Here is an 18,371-nt window from a genome sequence, read left to right as displayed (position 1 = left end):
GACAGGCGTTGCTGCCTGCACGACGCGGCTCGTCAGGCCTGCGTTTGAGGAAGGAAGGCCCCCAGCACACGCAGTGCGGCCGTGGTCGGCGTCGCGCGCCCTTCGCGTACGTCCTGCTCCAGGGTGGGGATGAGGGCGGACACCTCGGGGTGCGCTCGCAGGGCCGCTCGCAGTCCGTCGTGCACCATGGCCCACATCCAGCCCACCTGCTGCTGGGTCCGCCGACGGGCCAGCTCCCCGGCCGCCTCCCGCTGGGCGACGACCGACTCCACGGACGCCCACAGCGTGTCGATGCCGATGCCCTCCATGGCGCTGCACGTCGTGACGACCGGCTCCGCGCCCGGGCGCATCAGGTGCAGGGCGGCGCGGTACTGGGCGCGAGCCTGCATGGCGCGCGGCGCGTTGTCGCCGTCCGCCTTGTTGATGGCGACCATGTCCGCCACCTCCAGGATGCCGCGCTTGATGCCCTGCAGTTCGTCGCCCGCGCCCGCGAGCATCAGCACCAGGTAGAAGTCCACCATGTCCGCGACCACGGTCTCGGACTGGCCTACGCCCACCGTCTCCACCAGCACCACGTCGAAGCCCGCGGCCTCGCATAGCAGCAGCGTCTCCCGCGTCTTGCGCGCGACACCGCCCAGCGTGCCGCTGGAAGGGCTGGGCCGGATGTACGCCAAGGGCTCGCGCGCGAGCCGAGCCATGCGCGTCTTGTCGCCCAGGATGCTGCCGCCGGACACGCTGCTGGACGGGTCGATGGCGAGCACCGCCACCCGGTGCCCGTTGCCGGCCAGGTGCATGCCCAGCGCGTCGATGAAGGTGCTCTTGCCCACGCCCGGCACGCCGCTGATGCCCACGCGCTTGCTCTTGCCGGTGTGGGGCAACAGCCGCGTGAGGACCTCCTGCGCGAGCGCCGCGTGGCGAGGGTGTTCGCTCTCCACCAGCGTGATGGCCCGCGCGAGCACCGCCCGGTCTCCGGCCCGCACGCCCTCCACGTAGGTGTCCGCGGGCAGCGACTTCACGCCTCTTCCTCCAGCGCGGCGGAGAGCTTGTCGAGCAGCTCGATGGCCGCCTTCGCGATGACGGTGCCGGGGCCGAAGATGGCGGCGGCGCCCGCGGCCTTGAGCTGGTCGTAGTCCTGGGCGGGGATGACGCCGCCCACCACCACCATGATGTCCTCGCGGCCCAGGGCCTTCAGGGCCTGCTTCAACTGGGGCACGAGCGTGAGGTGGCCGGCCGCCAGGGAGCTGGCGCCCACGACGTGCACGTCGTTCTCCACCGCCTGCTTCGCGGACTCCTCGGGCGTCTGGAACAGCGGCCCGATGTCCACGTCGAAGCCCAGGTCCGCGAACGCGGTGGCGATGACCTTCTGTCCCCGGTCATGGCCATCCTGGCCCATCTTCGCGATGAGGATGCGCGGCCGGCGGCCGAAGCTCGCGAGGAACGAATCCGCCTTCGCCCGCGCCTCCGCGATGCCCTGCGCCCCACCGGCTTCCGCCGAATACACCCCGGACACGCTGCGCACGGTGGCCTCGTAGCGCCCGTAGACCTTCTCGAGCGCGTCGCTGATTTCTCCCACGGTGGCCTTCGCCCGCGCCGCGTCGATGGCGAGCGCGAGCAGGTTGCCCTCGTTGCGGCGTCCGGCCTCGGTGAGCGCGTCCAGGCGGCGGCGCACTTCCTCCGCGTTGCGTTCGGCGCGCAGCTCGCGCAGGCGGGCGATTTGGGACTCGCGCACCGCGGAGTTGTCCACCTTGAGGATCTCGATGCGGTCCTCGCGCTCCGGTGGGTACTTGTTCACGCCGATGATGGCCTGACGTCCGGAGTCGATTCGCGCCTGGGTGCGCGCGGCGGCTTCTTCGATGCGCAGCTTGGGCAGGCCCGCTTCGATGGCCTTGGTCATGCCGCCCAGCGCTTCGACTTCCTGGATGTGGCCCCAGGCCTTCTGGGCCAGCTCGTGGGTGAGGCGCTCCACGTAGTAGCTGCCGCCCCACGGGTCGATGACGCGCGTGGTGCCGCTCTCCAACTGGAGGTAGAGCTGGGTGTTGCGGGCGATGCGCGCGCTGAAGTCGGTGGGCAGCGCGATGGCCTCATCCAGCGAGTTGGTGTGCAGGCTCTGGGTGTGGCCCTGCGTCGCGGCCATGGCCTCCACGCAGGTGCGCACGACGTTGTTGTAGACGTCCTGCGCGGTGAGGCTCCAGCCGGACGTCTGGCAATGGGTGCGCAGCGCCAGGCTCTTGTCGCTCTTGGGGTTGAAGCCCTTGATGAGGCGGGCCCAGAGGAGGCGGGCGGCGCGCATCTTCGCCACCTCCATGAAGAAGTTCATCCCGATGGCCCAGAAGAACGACAGGCGCGGGGCGAACGCATCCACGCCCAGGCCGGATGCGAGGCCCGCGCGCACGTACTCCACGCCGTCCGCGAGCGTGTAGCCCAGCTCCAGGTCCTGCGTCGCGCCGGCTTCCTGCATGTGGTAGCCGCTGATGCTGATGCTGTTGAAGCGCGGCATCTTCTCCGCCGTGAACTTGAAGATGTCCCCGATGATCCGCATCGAGGGTCCAGGCGGATAGATGTACGTGTTGCGGACCATGAACTCCTTGAGGATGTCGTTCTGGATGGTCCCGCTGAGCTGCTCGGGCTTCACGCCCTGTTCCTCGGCCGCGACCACGTAGAGCGCGAGCACGGGGAGGACGGCGCCGTTCATCGTCATCGACACGCTCATCTGATCGAGCGGGATGCGGTCGAACAGGATGCGCATGTCCTTGATGGAGTCGATGGCCACGCCCGCCATACCCACGTCGCCCGCGACGCGCGGATGGTCGCTGTCGTAGCCCCGGTGCGTGGCCAGGTCGAACGCGATGGACAGGCCCTTCTGCCCGGCCGCCAGGTTGCGCCGGTAGAAGGCGTTGGACGCCTCCGCGGTGGAGAAGCCCGCGTACTGGCGCACCGTCCACGGCTGCTGCACGTACATGGTGGCGTACGGGCCTCGCACGAACGGGGGCAGGCCGGGCAGGGAGCCCAGGTGCTCCACGCCCTCCAGGTCCTCGCGGGTGTAGAGCGGCTTGACGGGGATGCCCTCGGGCGTGTCCCAGCGCTCGGCGGCGCGCGTGGCCTCGCTCGCGTGGGCGCGCTGCGTGTCGACCCCGGCGGGCGCGGCCTGGGTTTCAGGGGCGTCGAACGCGACGCGGGAGAAGTCCGGAACGGAGGGGCGCATCAGGCGACTCCCAACTGCTGGTGCAGCGTCTTCAGGAGCTGGAACAGGTCCGCTCCCGCGTAGAGGAAGAGGTCGACACCGGCCGCGCGGAAGGCGGCTTCGTGTTCACCGGGACGGCCCGCGAGAGCGACCGTGCGCGCGCCCTTCGACTTCAAGGCCGCGACGAGCGCGGGCACGGCTTCCGGATAGAGCGCGTCCGGACCGGAGATGACGGCCAGCGACGTGCCCGACTTCGCGAAGAGCTCAGCGCCAGCGGCCGCATCCGCGAAGCCCCGGTGTTCGTCCGCTTCGATGCCGCCCACGGCCAGCACGTTGGAGATCCACGTCGAGCGCGCGGTGTGCTCCGCCACCGTGCCCAGGTTCGCCATGAAGGCGCGGGGACGGACGCCGTGCGCCGCGTGGTGCCGGTCGCTCGCGTCGCGCAGGGATTCAAACGGCTCCGAGAAGCGGAAGGGGCGCGGCGGCGCGACGACTCCCTCGCCCTGCGCGGGCGCGACGGCGTGGGCCTCGCGCTGCACGGGGGCCTCGGTCAGGTGGGGGAACTCGCTGACGCCCACGATGGGCTGCCGGCGGGTGCGCACGGCCTTGTCGCGCGCGGCGCGCGTCTCGGTGAGGACGCGGGCCACGTCCCCCTGCACGAGCGCCTGGGTGATGCCGCCCAGCGCTTCGATGCGCTGCAACTCCGCCCAGGCCGCGCGGGCGATGTCGCCGGTGAGCTGCTCCAGGTAGTAGCTGCCGCCCGCGGGGTCCGCGACGCGGTTGAGGCTGGACTCGTCGCGCAGGATGAGCTGCGTGTTGCGCGCGAGCCGCCGGCCCTGTTCGTCGGGCGTGCCCAGGGGCTCGTCGTAGGGGGACGTGCTCACGCTGTCCGCGCCCGCGAGGACGGCGGCGAAGGACTCCGCGGTGGCGCGCAGGATGTTCACCCACGGGTCGCGCTGTGTCTTGGTTGCGCTGGCGGTGCGCGCGTGCAGCGCCATGGCCTGCGACTCCGGCGCGCCTCCAGAGGCGGCGACGACCTTGGACCAGAGCAGCCGCGCCGCGCGCAGCCGGGCGATCTCCGGGAAGAACTGCCCGCCCACGGATAGGGCGAACTGCATCGAGCGTGCGGTGTCCCCGGGCGAAACCCCCGCGCGCTCCAACTCGCGCAGGTACTCCACGCCGGTGGCGAGGGTCCACGCCAGCTCATGCACGGAGGTGGCGCCCGCATCCGCCCAGGACCGCGACGACACGAGCAGCGCGCGCAGGCCCGGTGCATCCTTGAGCAGGGACGTCACCAGCGGCGCGGCCTTCGCCAGGGTCGCGGCCACGTCCACCTTCGCCGAACCCAGCCGCGCGAGGGCGCCCACGGGATCGATGCCCAGGCTGCCCTTCAGGGCCTGCTTCGAAACACTGGCCTTCTGGGCGACCTGGAACAGGAAGGTGGAGGGCGCGAGCAGGTCGGTGGTCGGCTCGAAGTGCACGGGCGTGCGATCCAACGGCACGTGCGCGAGCAGGCGCTCCAGGGCCGCCATGTCTTTCACGTCGACGCCGTGTGGCGCGTCGAGCAGCAGCCAGACGCCCTGGCCACCGCGCTCCAGGTCGGTGCGGAGGGCTTCGGCCGTCTGCGTCAGGTCCGGTCCGGCGTACTCCTGGCAGACCAGCCATCCGCCTTCGGTGTGGCCCAACGGCTGCGTACCGCGCACATAGGGCGCGACGCCGGGAGGCTCGGAGGGCGCGCCAGCGTCCTGGGCCGTGTAGAGGGGCTGGAGGGACAGGCCGCCTTCGAGGGGCGACTGGAGCGACGTGAAGGGCTTGCCCTTCAAGTCCTTGTCCACGAGCCGGCGCCATTCCTCGACGGAAGGGGGCGGGAACGCCGTGGCGATGGGGAGAGGCTCTGACGACATGCGGCGTCCTCGTAGGGAAGAGGGAGCGCCGGGCCCCAGGGGTACGGCGCCTTCCCCTCCCCATAGGCGCAATGCCAGCCCGGGGCAATGGGATGGTGGAGGGGTGGCTCCCGAGTGCCCGGGAGTCCCCACGCGTCAGCGCAACGTCTTCGCGAGCCGGTGCAGGGCGCCCTGGCAGGGAATGACGGTGTCGGAGGGGATGGGGTGCACCTTCACCGCGCCCGGGCCGAACTCGCGGTCCAGCGCCCACTGGTAGGTGGCCAGGGCCTCCTGTTCCTGGCGCTGGTGGCGGTACGCCTGGGAGCCCGGGACCCAGCGGTACACGGGCACGGCCATCACGTCCCCCAGGCGGAGGGAGTTGAGGTACGTGGCCCAGACGCGGGTGTTGGTGCCGTCGCACTCGCGGATGCGCTCGGGAGCCCCCAGGCAGGAGTCACCGGCGTCCTGGCAGTAGGGCGTGGGCATGGGAATGCGCACGACGTCGTAGCCCAGGTCCGCCAGCCGCCGCGCGTTGCGGTCCAGGATGGCCGCGTTGATGGCGTCGTCGTGGACGTCGTAGCGGCCCACGAGCACGGTCTTGGAGGACAGCATCGCCATCCACATGTCGATGTGGTCGACGACGCCTCCCTCCAGCGACTCCAGGGTGACGACGTCGCAGCCGTGCGCGCGGCCAATGACTTCATTCGTCTCCTCCTCCGAATAGCACCAGACGGGGAAGCAGTTGCGCGCGTGGGTCTCCCGCTGGGCGCGGAAGCACCGTCCCGCGCCGTCCGTCAGCAGGTTGCCACCCGACAGCACCACGGCCGGACGATCCACCGGGACACCCCACCACTCGCCCAGCAAGGTGGGGATGCGATCGGAAAGCTCGTAGAAGTCGAAGCTGCTGCACTGGACGGCCTGCAGGGGACGGAGGACCGTGTCCACGAAGCGCCGCTTCCCATCCGCGCCAACGACGACGTCCGGCCCGTAATCGCGGATCCATTCATTGTCCACCCTGCGGGGAAGCAGATCGAACTCCCGCAGTTGCTGCCGGGTCATGCCCGCATCGGACAGGCATTGGCGAATCTCCGTGTGGAGCGATTCCGCCGCGAGCATGTGGATCGGGATGCGTCCCTCCAGTGCGGCGAAGATGAGCGCGAGCTGTTCGGGATGGTCGCACCCCGGCCGACTCCAGCTCAACAGCAGCTCTCCCTGGGGCTCGTGCTCGGCGGGGAAGCGCACGACCTCCGAGGGCGGGGTGAAGCCATAACGCTCCGGAAAGCATTGCCATTGGTACTGGGCCGCGAGTGAGGCCATCGCTTCATCCTGGCCGTGCAGGGCCGGGTCCACGGGGGGAATGGGTGCCTCCTCCTCGACCTGCCCACAGCCGACGCCCAGCCCCAATCCCATGCAGAGCATCCAGACGTTCCGCTTCGTCATGTGCGGCCCCCGCTACGTAGGGAGGCATCGCCCATGAACCCTCATGGTCCCGGGGCCTCCCCGCGCAAGGGCTTCGTAATGAGGCGTCCGGGCGGGTCGGCGAAGGCGCGAACTGGTTGCCTGGCGCAAGCATCTCCCCCGGAACGCGCTTCCCGGGGGGCCCGGACGGGAGGTTGGCGCCCGGGATGCAATGGCATCCTGGGCGCTCAGGGCTTTGGGGGACGCCTACCCCGGCCTACTGCCGCAGCATCTCGTGCTGGAATCGCGCCTCGGCCTTCTTGGCCGGGTCGTCGTGGTCGGGGTGGAAGTCCGGCTTGAGGTCGAAGTCCACGCGCAGGACGCGGCCGTTGAAGCTGGCATTGGACGGGTACTCGGGGCTCACCGCCGTGCCCTTGTCCCAGCCCACGTCGAAGGTCTCATCCATCGAGTAGCCCACGGACACGGTCCTGGGAATCTTCCCTTCTGCCACCTGCTTGCCGTCGACGGAGAGCCGCCCGGTGCCACCCGCTCCGAAGGGCTCTGGTCCGGTCTTCTCGAACTCGTAGCGCAGCAGGTGCCTGCCGGGCGTCAGTGCGGTGGTGCCCCGGATGTATGTGTATTCAGGGCCGGGGAAGTTGTAGCAGAACATCGGGACGCCCTTCAGGAGGTACAGCGTCCACCCGGCGGAGGCGCCGCCCAGTGCGACGACGGGCCCCTGCGCCTCGCCCGTGGGCACCACCACCTCGGCCGTCATCTCCCAGGAACGGTTCTTGGTTTCCGGGCCCGCGAACTCCTGGATGCGCACGCTGCCTTCGTAGAAGGTCATCCGCTCCCGCTGCGAGTAGAGGCCCTGCCGTCCCAGGGCCCGCACCTGGAACCGGTCGTCCAGCGGCAGCACCTGGTAGCGCCCCGCCTCCGCCCACCACATGCCCACCAGTTCGATGAGCTTCTTCACCATCGGGTCGTCCAACTTCGCCCGGTCGCGTCCCTTCATCAGGTCGTTGGACTCGGTGGGATCCTCCGCGAGGTTGTAGAGTTCCCAGTGGTCTTCGTCGAAGCTCCAGTGCGCCGTGTTCTCCCACGGCTTGCGCCCGTGGTACGTCACGATCTTCCAGCCGTCATGGTACAGGCCCCGGTTGCCCAGCATCTCGAAGTATTGGGTGTGGTGGTTCGACGGCGCCTTCGCATCATCGAAGGAGTAGTTCATCGTGTAGCCCTCGACGGGCTCCTGCTGCACCGAGTTGAGGGTGCGCGGCGCCTCCACGCCAATCGCTTCCAGGATGGTCGGCACGATGTCGATGACGTGGTGGTACTGCGTTCGCAACTCGCCCTTCGCCTGGATGCCGCGCGGCCAGTGGACGATGAGGGGGTTGCGGACCCCACCGAAGTGGGTGAACTGCTTGCAGAGCTGGAACGGCGCGTTCCCCGCGATGGCCCAGCCCACCGGGTAGTGATTGTAGGAGTTGGGCTGGCCGAATTGATCCAATCGCGCCAGGTTCTGTTCCACCGTCTCCGTGGCGTTGTTGGCCACCGATTGCTCGTTGAAGACGCCCGTGAGCGTCCCCTCTCCGGACGAGCCATTGTCCCCGATGAAGGCGAAGACGAGGGTGTTCTCCAACTGCCCCGTCCGCTCCAGGAACTCCATCAGGCGGCCAATCTGCGCGTCGGCGTGTTCGATGAAGCCCGCGTAGATCTCCGCCATCCGCGCGAACAGGCGTTTCTCATCCTTGGACAGGGATGCCCACTCCTGGACGCCCTCCAGCATGGGGGCGAGTTTCGCGTCCTGGGGGAGGACGCCCATCTCCTTCTGCCGCGCCAGCACCTGCTCACGGTACACATCCCAGCCCATGTCGAACTGGCCCTTGTACTTGTCTGCCCATTCGGGCGCGACGTGGTGGGGCGCGTGCGCGCACCCCAGCGCGAGCCAGGTCAGCCAGGGTTTCTCTGGCTGCACGGAGTGGTGCTGGGAAATCCAACTGATGGCCCGGTCCACCAGGTCCTCGGACAGGTGGTAGCCCTGTTCCGGCGAGCGCGGCGGTTCCACCGCTTCGCGGTCCAGGAAGAGCTTCGGGTTCCACTGGTCGCAATCCCCGCCCAGGAAGCCGTAGAAGCGGTCGAACCCGAAGACGGGCCCCGTGGGCCAGCGGTCATACGGGCCGGCGATGGTCGTCTCCTCCGACGGCGTGTTGTGCCACTTGCCCACGCAGTAACTGGTGTAGCCGTGAGGGTGGAGCATGGCGGGCACGCCGGCCTTGTCCTGCGGCTGACGGCCGTTGTAGCCGGGGAAGCCCGTGGCCAGCTCGGTGATGTTGGCCATGCCCACGGAGTGGTGGTTGCGGCCGGTGATGAGGCAGGAGCGCGTGGGCGAGCAGAGCGCCGTGGTGGTGAAGTGCGTGTAGCGCAGGCCCTGCTGCGCGAGCCGCATCAGGTGCGGCGTGCGAATCAGGCCGCCGAAGGGTTCGCACCAACCGAAGCCGACGTCATCCAGGATGACATAGAGGATGTTGGGCGCGTCCTTCGGTGCGGTGGGGGGAACGGGGAAGGCGGGCTCCGACTCCGCCCAGGTCCTGCCGACGCGGCCCGGGAAGCGCTCACCTTCCTGGTAGGTCTTCATCGGCGCCGGTTTCTGGCCCTGGTTGTTCCCGTTCTGCTTCTTGCGACCGTCCTTGCCCATGGCAACCCCCCGTGTGTGATTTGGGGGGAAGGTGGGGGGACGAAGCGTGCCTGACATCCGGCGGTCGGGTGGGGCGGTCGGGTGGGCTTGCTGCTGGTGGCATCAATGAAGCTCATTCGCGACGCGGGGGCGCCACCTCCCAGTCGCCGCCCAACGCCTTGACGAGCCCGACGGCGGACACCATGCGCTGGCCGGCGATGGCCGCCAGCTTCTGTTCGGAGGAGTAGAGCGTGGCCTGCGCGGTGATGACCTCCAGGTACGTCACCGTGCCGGCCTTGTACTGGTTCGTCACCACCTCCAGCGCCTGCCGGGCGTAGCCCACCGCCTCCTGCTGCATGCCGACCTCCTGTTCGAGCACGCGCAGGGAGACGAGGTTGTCCTCCACGTCCTGGAACGCGGCCAGCACTGTCTGCCGGTAGTTGGCGACGCCCTGGTCATAGGCGGCGCGGGCCTGCTCCGTCTGCGAGGCGCGAAGCCCCCCATCGAAGAGGGTGGCCACGAGCTGGGGGCCCAGTGCCCAGACCAGATGGGGCGCGGTGAGCCATTGGGCCAGGGTGGAGCTGGTGAAGCCTCCGGAGGCGGACAGATTGAGGGAGGGGAACCACGCGGAGATGGCGACGCCAATCTGTTCGTTCGCCGCGGCGGCCCGGCGTTCAGCGGCGGCGATGTCCGGCCGGCGCTCCAGGAGCATGGAGGGAAGTTCGGCGGGAAGGGGAGGGGGGACGGCGGCGAGCGGCACGCGCGGCAGGGAGAAGCTGGACGCGGGTTCGCCCACGAGGACCGCGATGGCGTGCTCGTAGGTCGCACGGCTGATTTCATTCTCCGTCGCGGCCGCCTGCGCGAGCGCGAGCTGCGTCTGGGCCTGGAGCACGTCGGGCCGGGCCACGACGCCCTGCACATAGCGGTTCTGGGTGAGTTGCAGTGACTTCTGGTAGCCGACGACGGCGTCGTCCAGCAGCCGCTGGGTCGCATCCAGCGCACGGAGCTGGAAGTAGCTCTGCGCGAGCATCGCCTGGGCGGACAGCTTCGCGTTGTCGAGGTCGGAGCCGGCCGCCTGCGCGGAGGCCTTCGCGCCGGAGACCTGCCGTCGCACGCGGCCCCAGAGGTCCGGCTCCCATGACGCGTCCAACGACAAATCAAAGATGTTGCCGAGGGTGCTGGTGCCCGCGTTGATGCCGCCCGGGGCCGTGGTGCTGCGCCCCGCGCCCCGGGCCCGTGACGCCGACCCGGAGGCCCCCAGCGTGGGGAAGAGCGAGGCGCGGGCCTCGGCCACCATCGCCCTCGCGCGGCGGTAGGCGGCCTCGTAGCTCGCCACCGTCTGGTTCGAGCGGGCGACCCGTGCCTCCAGCGCGTCCAGCTCCGGGTCTCCGAAGCGCTTCCACCAAGCACCCCGGTCGTGTCTGTCATTGGGCTGGGCAGGCTTCCAGCCGTCCCCTGCCTCCTTGAAGTGCGCGGGCACCACGACGGTGGGACGCTTGTAGTCGGGGCCCACCGCGCACGCGCTGAGCAGTCCCGCGCCCAGGAGCGCGACAGGTGCGCGAAGGGCCGTGATTCGTGGAGGGAAGCGGAAACGCATCATCGGCTCCATGTCCTTCTCAAGCCCGGCTGGCGCCGCGAGGGGCGAAGCGGCGCGTGCGCCACTGGCGGACGCGCCGGCCCAGCCGGTCCAGGGTCATGTAGATGACCGGGGTGGTGTAGAGCGTGAGCAACTGGCTGACACACAGCCCTCCCGCGATGGCGATGCCCAGGGGACGGCGCAGCTCGGAGCCCACGCCCGTGCCCAGCGCCAGCGGCAGCGCGCCCAGCAGCGCCGCCATGGTCGTCATCAGGATGGGACGCAGGCGCAGCTGCGCGGCGCGGAAGATGGCCTCGCGGGAGCCGAGCTGTTCCTCGCGCTCCGACACCAGCGCGAAGTCGATCATCATGATGGCGTTCTTCTTCACGATGCCGATGAGCAGGATGATGCCGATGAGCGCGATGATGGACAGGTCCAGCTTGAACAGCAGCAGTGCGAGCAGCGCCCCCACGCCCGCGGATGGCAGCGTGGACAGGATGGTGATGGGGTGGATGAGGCTCTCGTAGAGGATGCCCAGCACGATGTAGACGGCGAACAACGCCGCGGCGATGAGCATGGGCTCGGACGCCAGCGAGGCCTGGAACGCCTGGGCGGTGCCGCTGAAGCTGCCCTGCACGCCCGCGGGAAGGCCCAGCTCGCGCACGCTCGCGTTGATGCTTTCGACGACGGGGCCCAGTGAGGCTCCCGGTCCCAGGTTGAAGGACACCGTCGCGGACGGGAACTGGCCCTGGTGATTGACCGACAGCAGCGTATTCGCGGGCGCGAAGCTCGCGAACGCGGACAGGGGCACCTGCATGCCGGCCGCGCTCGTCACGTAGATGTCGTTCAGGCTCTCCGGCCGCTGCCAGAAGGGCGTCTGGACCACCATCACCACGTGGTACTGGTTGCGCCCGGTGTACATCGTGGACACCTGGCGCTGGCCGAAGGCGTCGTACAACACGCTGTCGACCTGCGCCGCCGTGAGGCCGAAGCGGGCCGCCGTGTCGTAGTCGATGACCACCTGGACCTGGAGCCCGCGGTCGCGTTGGTCGCTGTTGACGTCCAGCAGGCCGGGCAGCCGCTGCATCCGCTCCAGCACGCGCGGCGCCCACTGGTTCAGCACCGGCAGCGTGTCCGAGGACAGCGTGTACTGGTATTGCCCGCTGCCCTGCCGCCCGCCAATCACCAGGTCCTGCGCGGACTGGAGGTAGACCATGGAGCCAGGGACGGCCAGCAGTTTGCCCCGGAGCCTGGCGATGACCGCGTCCGCCGTCAGCTTGCGCTCCTCCAGCGGCTTGAGCGTGATGAAGAGCGTGCCCGCGTTGGAGGAGCCGCTGGGGCCGGAGCCACCAATGGAGCCCGCCACGGCCTGGACGGCCGGGTCCTCGCCAATGATTCGCACGTACGCGATGAACTTCTCGCGCATCGCCGCGAAGGAGATGTCCTGCTCCGCCTGGATGCTGGCGCTGAGCCGGCCGGTGTCCTGCTGCGGGAAGAAGCCCTTGGGGATGACGACGAACAGCCAGGCGCTGAGCGCGATGGCCGCGAAGGTGAGCAGCAGCAGCAACCCCGGATGTCCCAGCGACCACCCGAGGCTGCGCGCATAGCCCGCGCGCAGCCTTTCGAAGGGGCGGACGGAGAAGCGCGAGCGCTTCGTCACATGCGGGCGCAGGAGCCGGGAGCACATCACCGGCGTCACCGTCAGGGACACCACCAGGGACATGAGGATGGCCACCGACAGCGTGACGGCGAATTCGCGGAACAGCCGGCCCACGATGCCCTGCATGAACAGCAGGGGAATGAAGACGGCGATGAGGGAGATGCTCATCGACAGCACGGTGAAGCCGACCTCGCGCGCGCCCTTCAGCGCGGCCTCCATGGGAGACAGGCCCTCCTCGATGTGCCGTTCGATGTCCTCCAGCACCACGATGGCGTCGTCCACGACGAAGCCGGTGGAGATGGTGAGCGCCATCATGGACAGGTTGTCCAGGCTGTAGCCGAGCAGCTTCATCACCGCGAAGGTGCCCAGCAGCGACAGCGGCACCGCCACGCTGGGAATCAGCGTGGCGCGCGCGTTGCCCAGGAAGGCGAACACCACCAGGATGACCAGGCCAATGGACAACAGGAGCGTCCTCTCCACGTCGTGGAGCGAGGCGCGGATGGTGGTGGTGCGGTCCATCACCACCGTCAGGTCCACGTCCGCCGGCAGGATGGCCTGGAACGCCGGCAGCCGGGCCTGGAGCGCGTCCACGGTGTCGATGACGTTGGCGCCCGGCTCCTTGAAGATGATGAGGATGATGCCCTCCTTGCCATTGGAGAGGCCCAGGCTGTGCACGTCCTCCACGTTGTCGTCGGTGACGTGGGCGACGTCCTCCAGGCGCACCGCCGCGCCGTTGGACCAGGCGATGACGATGGGGCGGTATTGCTCCGCGCGGACAATCTGATCCGTGGCGGTGAGCGTGTAGGCGCGGGGGCCGTCCTCCAGCTGGCCCTTGGGGCGGTTGGCGTTCTGCGCGCCCAGCGCGACGCGGACCGCCTCCAGCCCCAGGCCGTACTTCACCAGCGCGGTGGGGTTCACCTCCGCGCGCACGGCTGGCAGCGCGCCTCCTCCGACGATGACCTGGCCCACGCCCTTCACCTGGGACACCTGCTGCTGGAGGACGGTGGACGCGAGGTCGTAGAGCTGGCCGCGGCCCCGGTGGGCCGACGTGAGCGCCAGCAGCATGATGGGCGCGTCCGCAGGGTTCACCTTCCGGTAGGTGGGGTTGTTGGGCAGGTTCGCGGGGAGGTTGCTCCGGGCGGCGTTGATGGCGGCCTGGACGTCGCGCGCCGCGCCGTCGATGTTCCGCGACAGGTCGAACTGCACGACGATGCTCGTCGCGCCCAGGTTGCTGGCGGACGTCATCTGGGTGATGCCCGCGATGCGGCCCAGCTGGCGCTCCAGCGGCGTGGCGACCGAGGTGGCCATGATTTGAGGGCTCGCGCCCGGCAGGGCCGCCTGCACGCTGATGGTGGGGAACTCCACCTGCGGCAGTGGCGCGACGGGGAGCAGTTTGAAGGACAGGGCCCCTACCAGCGCGATGCCCACCGCCAGCAGCGAGGTGGCGACGGGGCGTCGGATGAAGAGGGCGGAGGGATTCACGCCGGCCTCCGCGCGGGGGCGGGGCGACGGCGCAGGGCCTGGACGCGGCGGGAGAGTCCGGCGAAGCCCAGGTAGATGACCGGCGTGGTGAAGAGGGTCAGCAACTGGCTGACCATGAGACCCCCGATGATGGCGATGCCCAGGGGCTGGCGCAGCTCCGCGCCAATGCCACCGCCCAGCGCCAGGGGCACGGCGCCCAGCATGGACGCCATCGTCGTCATCAGGATGGGCCGGAAGCGCAGCAGGCACGCCTCGTGGATGGCGTCCCGGGGCGCCTTGCCCTCCACGCGTTCGGCCTCCAGCGCGAAGTCGATCATCATGATGGCGTTCTTCATCACGATGCCGATGAGCAGGATGATGCCGATGAGCGCGATCATCCCCAGCTCCATCCCACACACGATGAGCGCCAGCAGCGCGCCCATGGCCGCGGACGGGAGCGTGGACAGGATGGTGAGGGGGTGGACGTAGGACTCGTACAACACGCCCAGCACCAGATAGACGGCCATGACGGCCGCGAGCACGAGGAAGCCCTCGTTGGCGAGCGAGTCCTGGAACGTCCGCGCGGTGCCTTCGAAGGCCGTCTGCACGGAGGCCGGGATCCGGAGCCGTTCGCGCACCCCGTCGAAGGCGCCTACCGCCTGGGACAGCGACACGTCCCGCGCGGGATTGAACGACACGATGGCGACGGGGAACTGGTCCTGCCGGCTGACGGTGAGCGGCCCCAGGCCCCGGGACACGTGGACGATGGAGGCCAGGGGCACCGAACCGCCGCTCGCGGAGCGCAGGTAGACGGCGTCGAGCGCGGTGTCCACGCGCTGGAGCGAGGGCGGCACCTCCAGCACCACGCGGTACTGGTTGAGCTGGGTGAAGATGGTGGACACCTGGCGCTGGCCGAAGGCGTCATAGAGGGCATCGTCAACCTGCTGGGGCGTGATGCCCAGGCGCGAGGCCGTGTCCCGGTCGATGGTGAGATTGAGCCGCAGGCCGCCGTTCTGCATGTCGCTGGAGACGTCCGTCAGCGACGGTTGCGTGCGCAGGTGGTTGACGAGCTGGTCGGTCCAGGACGCCAGCGCCGCGTCGTCGGGCGAGCTGAGGCTGTACTGGTACTGGGTGCGGCTCACTCGGCTGTCCAGCGTGAGGTCCTGCACCGGCGACAGGGAGAGGGAGATGCCCGGCACGCGGTCCAGCGCGGGCTGGAGCCGGCGGATGACCTCCGTGGCGGAGGCGTGGCGGTCGGAGGGCGGCTTGAGGGTGATGAGCATCCGGCCGCTGTTGGGCGAGGTGTTGGTGCCATCCACGCCGATGAACGACGACAGCCCCTCCACTGCGGGGTCTTCCAGTACCACGCGGGCCAGGGCCTGCTGGCGCTCGGACATGGCGGAGAAGGAGATGGACGGGGGCGCCTGGGAGATGCCCTGGAGCACCCCGGTGTCCTGCACCGGGAAGAGGCCCTTGGGGATGCCGTGGAGCATCAGGCCGGTGAGCAGGAGCGTCACGCCCGCGACGAGCATCGTCAGCGCGCGGTGGCCCAGCACCCACGTCAGCGCGACGTCGTAGCGCTGGACCAGCCGGGTGAACGCGCCGCCCACGACGCGCTCGAAGCGGTTGGCTTCCTCCGGCGGGTGGCGGCGAAGCAGGCGCGAGCACAGCATGGGGGTGAGCGTCAGGGAGATGACCGCGGACAGCAGGATGGTCACCGCCAGGGTGATGGCGAACTCTCGGAACAGGCGTCCCACCACGTCCCCCATGAAGAGCAGGGGGATGAGCACGGCGATGAGCGACACCGTGAGGGAGATGATGGTGAAGCCGATCTGCTTGGAGCCCTTGAGCGCCGCCTCCATCGGGGGCATGCCGCCTTCGATGTAGCGGCTGATGTTCTCGATCATCACGATGGCGTCGTCCACGACGAAGCCGGCCGCGATGGTGAGCGCCATCAGGGTGAGGTTGTTGAGGGAGAAGCCCAACAGCGACATCGCCGCGAAGGTGCCTACGAGGGACAGCGGCACGGCGATGCTGGGGATGAAGGTCGCGGAGGCGTTGCGCAGGAACAGGAAGATGACCGCCACGACGAGCGCGATGGAGAACAGCAGGTCGTGCTGCACGTCGCGCACGGAGGCGCGGATGGTGGTGGTCCGGTCGCTGAGCACGGCCACCTTCACGGTGGCGGGCAGGGTCTCCTGGAGCTGGGGCAGCAGCTTGCGGACGCTGTCCACGACGGCGATGACGTTGGCGCCCGGCTGCCGCTGCACGTTGAGGATGACGGCAGGGGTCGCTCCGGCCCAGGCGGCCTGTCGCACGTTCTCCGCGCCGTCGAAGACGTGCGCCACGTCGGACAGCCTCAAGGGGGCGCCGTCGCGGTACGCGATGATCAACGGGGCGTAGTCGGTGCTCGACAGGCGCTGGTCGTTGGCGTTGATGGTGAGCGCCTGACGAGGACCGTCGAAGCTGCCCTTGGGGCTGTTCACGTTGGCGTTGGCGACGGCGGTGCGCACGTCCTCCAGCGTCAGGCCGTGGGCCGCGAGCGCGAGCCCGTTGGCCTGGATGCGCACGGCGGGACGCTGGCCGCCGCTGATGCTCACGAGCCCGACGCCCGGGAGCTGGGAGAGCTTCTGGGCGATGCGCGTGTCCGCCAGGTCCTCCACCTGGGTGAGCGGCACGGTGTCGGAGGTGAGGGCCAGGGTGATGACCGGCGTGTCCGCGGGATTCACCTTGTTGTAGATGGGCGGATTGGGCAGGTCCGGGGGCAGCAGGTTGTTGGCGGCGTTGATGGCGGCCTGGACCTGCTGCTCGGCGATGTCCAGGCTCATCTCCAGGGTGAACTGGAGCGTGATGACGGACGCGCCGCTGGAACTGGACGACGTCATCTGATTCAGCCCGGGCATCTGTCCGAACTGCCGCTCCAGCGGGGCTGTCACCCCGGAGGCCATCACGTCGGGGCTCGCGCCCGGCTGGAACGTGAGGACCTGGATGGTGGGGTAGTCCACCTCCGGCAGCGCGGAGACGGGCAGCAGGCGGTAGGACAGCACGCCGCCCAGCAGCAGGGCCACCATCAGCAGGGACGTGGCGATGGGCCGCAGGATGAAGGGTTCGGACATTCAGCGCCCACCATCTGGCGTGCCCATGCCGCCGTCTGTTCCGCTGCTTCCACTGCCGCCCACGCCGGGCCCGGAGGACAGGGCGCGCTGGCGTCGGACGGAGGCTCCTTGCGTGAGCTTGTCGGCGCCCTCCACGACCACCGCTTCACCGGGATGCACGCCCTGGGTGAGGACGGTGTCGTCGCCCTCCGTGGGGCCGGTCTTCACCGGGCGCAGGTGGGCCGTGTTGTCGGGCTGCACGACGTAGACGAACGTGCCCTGCACCCCGTGCTGGAGGGCGGCGGTGGGCACGACGGTGGCGCCAGGCAGGGTGTCGATGCGCAGGCGTGCGTTGACGAACTGCTGGGGAAACAGCCGCGAGTCGCGGTTGGGGAACGTCGCCTTGAGCCGCACGGTGCCGGTGTTGGGGTCGATCTGGTTGTCCACCGTGAGCAGCGTGCCGGTGGCCAGCAGCTGTTGCCGGGCGCGGTCGAAGGCATCCACCGTGAGGGTTTCGTGCGCCCCCAGCTTCGCCATGACCTGCGGCACGCGATCCTCCGGGATGGAGAAGATCATCGTGATGGGTTGCAGGGTGTTGACGATGACGAGGCCGGTCGTGTCCGTGGCGTGGATGATGTTGCCCGGGTCCACGAGCCGCAGGCCGACGCGGCCGGAGACGGGCGAGGTGATGCGCGTATAGGTCAGGTTGAGTTTCGCGGCGGCGACCGCGCCCCTGTCTGCCTTCACGATGCCCTGGTACTGGCGCACGAGGGCCCGCTGGGTGTCGAGCGTCTGCCGAGCGACGGAGTCCTGTTCCAGCAGGGCGGTGTAGCGACGCAGGTCGAGCCGCGCGTTCTCCAGCACGGCTTCGTCACGGGCCAGCTGCCCCCGCACCTGTTCCAGCTGACTGAGGTAGGGGCGGGGGTCGATCTCCGCCAGCAGGTCGCCCTCGTTGACGTGCTGGCCTTCCTGGAAGGTCACGCGCATGAGCTGTCCGTCCACGCGTGAATGCACCGCGACCGAGGCGGTGGGAGTTACCGCGCCCAGTCCCACGATGAAGACCGGCACGTCGCGCATCGTCGCCTGCGCTGTCACCACGGGCTGCGGGCCCCGTGCTCCCCCATGTCCCCCGGCCCCACCGTCCGCGCCGCCCGCCGCCGTCATCGCGGAGGTGGCGGGCGGATGACGTCGCATGAAGACGACGGCCACGAGGACGAGGCCCGCGAGGAGCAGGAGCCAGCCCCAGCGGATGCGGCGGTGATGCGGGGCGCCCTCCGCTGGAACCTGCGCGGAGGTGTCGTCGTCGGACGGCGAGCGTGATGCCTCGGCGGCGGGATCCGGACCGGAAGGAGGGGGCGTGCTCATGCGAAGGGGCCGCCGTGACGTCACGGTGGAGCGGGGCCTCCAACGTGCGTCCGGGTGCGCCTCTGCTCAACCCGTCTG

At 69.6% G+C, this 18,371-nt stretch carries 9 protein-coding genes; all 9 read right to left on the bottom strand.

The window, feature by feature from the left end; genetic code table 11:
* Nucleotides 1-32: 32 nt before the first annotated feature.
* The 9 genes from meaB to OV208_RS20175 all read right to left on the bottom strand — a co-directional run bounded on the left by meaB (nt 33) and on the right by OV208_RS20175 (nt 18,293).
* On the bottom strand, nt 33-1,016 hold the full coding sequence (gene meaB / locus OV208_RS20215) for a methylmalonyl Co-A mutase-associated GTPase MeaB (protein ID WP_267575480.1): 984 nt from the start codon (nt 1,014-1,016) through the stop codon (nt 33-35).
* On the bottom strand, nt 1,013-3,202 hold the full coding sequence (gene scpA, locus OV208_RS20210) for a methylmalonyl-CoA mutase (RefSeq protein WP_267575479.1): 2,190 nt from the start codon (nt 3,200-3,202) through the stop codon (nt 1,013-1,015). The genes meaB and scpA overlap by 4 nt, the downstream gene beginning before the upstream one ends.
* Nucleotides 3,202-5,085, bottom strand: coding sequence for a methylmalonyl-CoA mutase family protein (locus tag OV208_RS20205; RefSeq protein WP_267575478.1), 1,884 nt, complete (start codon nt 5,083-5,085; stop codon nt 3,202-3,204). Before OV208_RS20205 ends, scpA begins: the two co-directional genes overlap by 1 nt.
* A gap of 135 nt (nt 5,086-5,220) precedes the next feature.
* On the bottom strand, nt 5,221-6,504 hold the full coding sequence (locus OV208_RS20200; protein WP_267575477.1) for an agmatine deiminase family protein: 1,284 nt from the start codon (nt 6,502-6,504) through the stop codon (nt 5,221-5,223).
* A gap of 235 nt (nt 6,505-6,739) precedes the next feature.
* Nucleotides 6,740-9,157 (bottom strand): arylsulfatase, encoded by a 2,418-nt coding sequence (locus OV208_RS20195; RefSeq protein ID WP_267575476.1) that lies wholly within the window; start codon nt 9,155-9,157, stop codon nt 6,740-6,742.
* A gap of 112 nt (nt 9,158-9,269) precedes the next feature.
* Nucleotides 9,270-10,736, bottom strand: coding sequence for an efflux transporter outer membrane subunit (locus tag OV208_RS20190; protein ID WP_267575475.1), 1,467 nt, complete (start codon nt 10,734-10,736; stop codon nt 9,270-9,272).
* 16 nt (nt 10,737-10,752) lie between these two features.
* Nucleotides 10,753-13,854, bottom strand: a complete 3,102-nt coding sequence (locus tag OV208_RS20185; RefSeq protein ID WP_267575474.1) for a multidrug efflux RND transporter permease subunit — start codon at nt 13,852-13,854, stop codon at nt 10,753-10,755.
* Nucleotides 13,851-16,949, bottom strand: coding sequence for a multidrug efflux RND transporter permease subunit (locus tag OV208_RS20180; RefSeq protein WP_267575473.1), 3,099 nt, complete (start codon nt 16,947-16,949; stop codon nt 13,851-13,853). Before OV208_RS20180 ends, OV208_RS20185 begins: the two co-directional genes overlap by 4 nt.
* On the bottom strand, nt 16,950-18,293 hold the full coding sequence (locus OV208_RS20175; protein ID WP_267575472.1) for an MdtA/MuxA family multidrug efflux RND transporter periplasmic adaptor subunit: 1,344 nt from the start codon (nt 18,291-18,293) through the stop codon (nt 16,950-16,952). It abuts the gene before it with no gap.
* Nucleotides 18,294-18,371 lie beyond the last annotated feature (78 nt).

The organism is Corallococcus sp. bb12-1 (genome assembly GCF_026626765.1).
GTDB lineage: Bacteria > Myxococcota > Myxococcia > Myxococcales > Myxococcaceae > Corallococcus > Corallococcus terminator.
Note: the sequence above shows the minus strand (reverse complement) of the source record. Positions and strands in the feature narration are given on the sequence as shown.